Here is a 4773-nt window from a genome sequence, read left to right as displayed (position 1 = left end):
TTCCTTGGGTGTACCAAGTCTTTCTACGACTTCATCATATGTCATATCATGAGAACCATCATCAATATTATCTATGAGTTTTCTTATATATTCTTTTTCAGATTTACCATAAGAAGCAAATAGATACTTACATTGTTTAATGTACTTTTTAACACTTTTATTATAAGTCATGATCTTCCTCCATAAATGTATCAATAATACTTGTCATCTCTTTGTATTCTTTATATATGCCCTCTAGGTACTCTTTTCCAGATGGCTCCAAATGATAATATATTCTTGTCATTCTCTTTCCAACAAGCTTTTTCTCACTTGATATATAGCCTAGATCTTCAAACTTATAAAGAACAGGATACATACTTCCTTCTTTGATATCTATCTTACCATTTGTAAGTTCTTTAATGGAATGAGTGATCTCATACCCATAACAATCTCTTATTGAAAGAATCTTAAGAAATAACATTTCTAGTTTAAAAAAGTTATTATTCTTTTTTGGCATAAGGCTACCTCCATAGAAAATAGTAACATGAATATATTTGTTAGACAATATATAGAAAAACTATATAGTAGTTGACGAATACATAACCGCATGATAATATTTAATTATAGTAAACGTTTACATTATCACGAAGAATAGGAGGATAAAGGAAATGAAAAATAATGTAAAAAAAATCTTGATTGTTTTATCATGCATTTTTACTTGTGTATTACCTGTAAATGTATTTGCAGCTGAAGATGAAGTATTGGAGTGTATTACAGATTTTCTATCTACTTGCCAAATTACATCAGAAAATTTATCTGTTTCTGAATCAGTACCTACGTATAAAGATGGAAAAATATTAACAACTGATACCAATTATATAATATTTAGTGAAAATCATGTTATAGGAATACTAACAGAAACGAAGGGCATATTTACTTATATGGATTTAACAGACAAATCTATTAGTAACTATGCAGTTAATAAAGTTCATGCAATTGAGTATGATGGAATAGATATTCTAATTTATGTGGATGATTCTACTTATAGAATATCAAAAGATGAAATGATTAAAGATAAAGAACTTAAATATGGTGCATCGAAATTAAAAACGGAAAAAATATACTTGATGCAAACTCGTTCTAGTTCAAAATATTTAAGCATTCCAAAGTATAAACAAGACACAAACTATACATGTTGGGCAACTTGTATTAGTAGTGTTGCAAAATATAAAGGAAAGCCATATACGGCTCCAAGTACAATTTCAAGAAATCATGGAATTGATCCAAATAAACGTGGTGCAACTATTGGTGAAACTCAATTGGCAATGAGTAGTCAATTCGGAATCAAATCAACTGTGATATCACAAGGACCAAGTGCAATGGAATTAATTAATCTCATTAATGCAAATAAGCCTGTAATTACAGGTTTTAAATCTTCACAAAATGGACATATGTGTGTTATAAGAGGTTATGCTGAAGGAAGCTCTTATCTTACTGTTTCATATTTAGATCCTTCAAGTGCAACCTATAAGACTTCTCAAGTAACAACTGATAGAAAAATACAGTTTAAAGTAGGCAATTTAACTTACACAAGTGCAACTTATTTGAAATTAAGTTAATGGTAATTAGTTTCTTAGTTCATATTTTAACTTAAACTATTAATTATAAAGGAGATCATATGAAATCTAAAAAAACTATTGTAACTATTATTGTTTGTTTATTAATTGCTGTTGTTGCTGTGTTTGTAGTACCTAGTTCTAATTCTTATCTATTAGAAGTCACTGCAAGTGGAGAAAAGAAGAAAGAATATTCTTTATATAAATCAACTTCTATTTCTAATAAGCTTAAAGATGTTGATTTTGTTGATCATCTGCCTGATGGTATACAAAAATATGATGAGAGTAAAATGCGTTATGGTTCGCCTTCGTATACAGTTATATTAAAGGAGAATGCATATCGTTTTTACAGAATATCTAATAGTTCAGATGTACTTGTAACTAAATCAAATAAGAGTGATGATTCCAAAATAAAAGAATATGCTAGAGTAGATAAAGATAGTTTTAAGAAACTTGCATCATCAACAAATTATGTTGATTACGATCAACTAGATTACTGGAATTAGAAATAATTTAAAGTAGAGCTTACAGGTGGCTATCCTTTTAAATTATTTCTAATAAAATAAAACCTTTCGCTTGTATTATTTTAAAGCGAAAGGAGAGTATAATTCTCTTAGTTTATGAAATGTATTGGTGTATTTAAAGTAATGATTTACTTAGACAGAGTGTTAATTTTTGAAAATACTTCAGCCATTTTCACATTAAATATAAATAGTTTATCATTTGATTTTATATATAAATACTTACTATCTTCTACATCGTTACATGATATCAAATAATAATCTCCATATTCGTTATTATTGAACCATCCGGCAGTGTAATTTTTATTAAATTGTCCTTTTACTTTCTTACCAAAATTAAATTGATCGATGTATTTTATCTCATTAATCTCTGAATAATAAATGTTATCTTCACTACATAATGGTGCCTTTATAGATATTTTTTCATTATCATAATTTACCACCGGTTCAGACTGAAAATCTACTATAGTAAAAGCAATTATCATAATAGGAAAAATAAGAATGAAAACAGAAATTAATTTGCTCATTTTTTTGACATTTTCTAACGCCTCGGTTAATAAATTTTGTAGGTCTCAATGTATTGGTTTTAGTATATCAGTCAGTCACATTTGCACATATTGACTTTAAATTAAGCGTGAACTATAATAATTGTGAACGATGGAACAACCAGTAAGCGGTTGTCCTTGGGTTTTATATGATTGAAATGACTATCTCAAACTTTTCCCGAGGCTGAGGTAGTTATTTTTTTGCACTTTTATCTATAATGATAAGAAGTAACTTTACAATGATTCCTATAATAGACACAATAAATGCTAACGATGTTAACACCACCATGACTGTTTCATATGTTGTCTTTGCGCATCACCTCCGTTTTTCAGATTTTCCCAAAACTTCTAGGAATGTGAATTTCGAAGGATTGCGTACCTTCGTCATGACGACCAAGGATAACCACCTACCGTATACGGTTGTTCCACATAAGAATTATAGCATATAAGCATATAACTGTAGGAAGTTATTAAGTATTAGAAGAAATAAAAAACCTATGAGAGAGCTACTCTCGTAGGTTTTCATATATAAACGAACTTTATGTTCGATTTATTCCTGAAAAAGCTTCTATTAAGTTCTTTTCTGTTTGTGTTCCTGCATATTTATTAGCCAAATGTATTCTCTCCTTTCATTCTTTGATAGGAATAATTCCTATTTATGTTCTAACTTTTGTTCTTTCTTTTATCAATTAAAAAACGAGAAAGAGAATTTCTCCTCTGATCACTAACATGATTGCAATAGAAAATGAACTCATATATGGAGAGGACTTAGTGATAGACATATTTCTATGTGCATTTTAATCACACTCTTTTTTTAGAATCAGCTTTTTATTTTGGAACAAATTGATCTTATTTGTATCTTCTTATTATACTATCTCTTGGATTATCTAAATGATATTCTTTAGCCCACTTTCTAAAATGTCGATTAATATATTTATTAAGTTGAACCATATCTCGTTTATTAAGATAGATGTCAACTAATCCAAGAGGATCTTCTAATGGATAATCTTTAATTCTTTCCATCATTTGATAAACAACTTCATTGTTCATAATTTGAAAAGAATAAGTATCATATTGTGTAATAACATCTAAATCCACATAATAATTCATATATACTTCCATGAATCTCATAAGTCCAATCGAACTGGACATTGATAGTTTAAAGCATTTGACATCACTGTATTTTATTTCTGTCTGAACATATTGAAGAAAATCTTTATAAAAATATAAACGATCATAAATCGTTCCATAATCTAAAACATTATCTACTGCTATTTTAACTTTTTTTCTTTTAATATAATTATTAATTTTTTCATCTATATGATCTAAATCAAGTTGTCGTTGTTTTATCAAATCTTTTTTATTTTCCAAAACATCTCTAATTGATTTCTGTTTATTAATAATCTGTTTGATTTCTTCTATAGTGACGTCCATCTCTCTTAATAGGAGAATAAACTTAATTTTTGAAATATCATCTTGATTATAACATCGATAATTATTGTTATCTCTTGATGGTTTCACTAAACCTTCATTTTCATAATAAATTAACGTTTTCTTTGTAATATCTAACATTTCTTCTACTTCATGTGTTGTCATAACTATCACCTCTACTCATATTAAACAGTATGACCTTAGGATATAGTCAAGTATTTCTTACAATAAAGAAAAATATAAGACAACATACATATTTGAATAACTTCCATCTTTTAATCTAAACCCTTGTGGGATCATACCAACTTCTTTAAACACTAACGATTTATAAGTGTGTAAAGCTGATTTATTACTTTCAACAATAGCATTAAATTGCATACCTCTAAAATCTGATTCTTTGGCTATTTTAATAGAATGGTCCCCTAAATGATTATTCGCGCGTAATTGAACTGGTAGTCGCAGACCTATGCACCACTCCTGTCGCATTAAGTGCACCACCTGAATATTACGGAGTGGCAAGGCCACTCCATACGGTAAAATTAGTCCATACGTTACGCTAGAGAAGTCCAGTGAATCCGTTAAACAAGTCCATCATATTTAATATAAAGATTTGCATCTCGTGGTTATAAAATGGATTTGATAAGTAATAAATACTTATCAAATCTTGCAACTAGGAGGTGT

At 28.6% G+C, this 4773-nt stretch carries 6 protein-coding genes; 2 read left to right on the top strand and 4 right to left on the bottom strand.

The window, feature by feature from the left end:
• Positions 1 to 160: 160 nt before the first annotated feature.
• The gene (locus ACT8VG_RS07390; protein ID WP_444195525.1) at positions 161 to 496 is read right to left on the bottom strand and encodes a PadR family transcriptional regulator; all 336 of its coding nucleotides are present in this window, start codon (positions 494 to 496) and stop codon (positions 161 to 163) included.
• A 151-nt stretch (positions 497 to 647) separates the two neighbouring features.
• Here ACT8VG_RS07390 and ACT8VG_RS07385 point away from each other — a divergent pair, with 151 nt between their 5' ends.
• Together ACT8VG_RS07385 and ACT8VG_RS07380 are read left to right on the top strand one after the other, a co-directional pair.
• Positions 648 to 1598: a papain-like cysteine protease family protein gene (locus tag ACT8VG_RS07385; protein ID WP_195921577.1), complete on the top strand. Its 951-nt coding sequence runs from the start codon at positions 648 to 650 to the stop codon at positions 1596 to 1598.
• A gap of 59 nt (positions 1599 to 1657) precedes the next feature.
• On the top strand, positions 1658 to 2101 hold the full coding sequence (locus tag ACT8VG_RS07380; protein WP_217106435.1) for a hypothetical protein: 444 nt from the start codon (positions 1658 to 1660) through the stop codon (positions 2099 to 2101).
• 146 nt (positions 2102 to 2247) lie between these two features.
• Here ACT8VG_RS07380 and ACT8VG_RS07375 read toward each other — a convergent pair whose 3' ends face one another.
• The 3 genes from ACT8VG_RS07375 to ACT8VG_RS07365 all read right to left on the bottom strand — a co-directional run bounded on the left by ACT8VG_RS07375 (position 2248) and on the right by ACT8VG_RS07365 (position 4578).
• Positions 2248 to 2643: a PH domain-containing protein gene (locus ACT8VG_RS07375; protein ID WP_444195524.1), complete on the bottom strand. Its 396-nt coding sequence runs from the start codon at positions 2641 to 2643 to the stop codon at positions 2248 to 2250.
• 867 nt (positions 2644 to 3510) lie between these two features.
• The gene (locus ACT8VG_RS07370) at positions 3511 to 4257 is read right to left on the bottom strand and encodes a MerR family transcriptional regulator (protein WP_288951359.1); all 747 of its coding nucleotides are present in this window, start codon (positions 4255 to 4257) and stop codon (positions 3511 to 3513) included.
• Between the two features lie 57 nt (positions 4258 to 4314).
• On the bottom strand, positions 4315 to 4578 hold the full coding sequence (locus ACT8VG_RS07365; protein WP_444195523.1) for a hypothetical protein: 264 nt from the start codon (positions 4576 to 4578) through the stop codon (positions 4315 to 4317).
• Between the last annotated feature and the right edge of the window lie 195 nt (positions 4579 to 4773).

Source organism: Catenibacterium sp. (assembly GCF_052354645.1).
Lineage (GTDB): Bacteria > Bacillota_I > Bacilli_A > Erysipelotrichales > Coprobacillaceae > Catenibacterium > Catenibacterium mitsuoka_A.
This window is presented reverse-complemented; position numbering and strand designations above follow the sequence as displayed.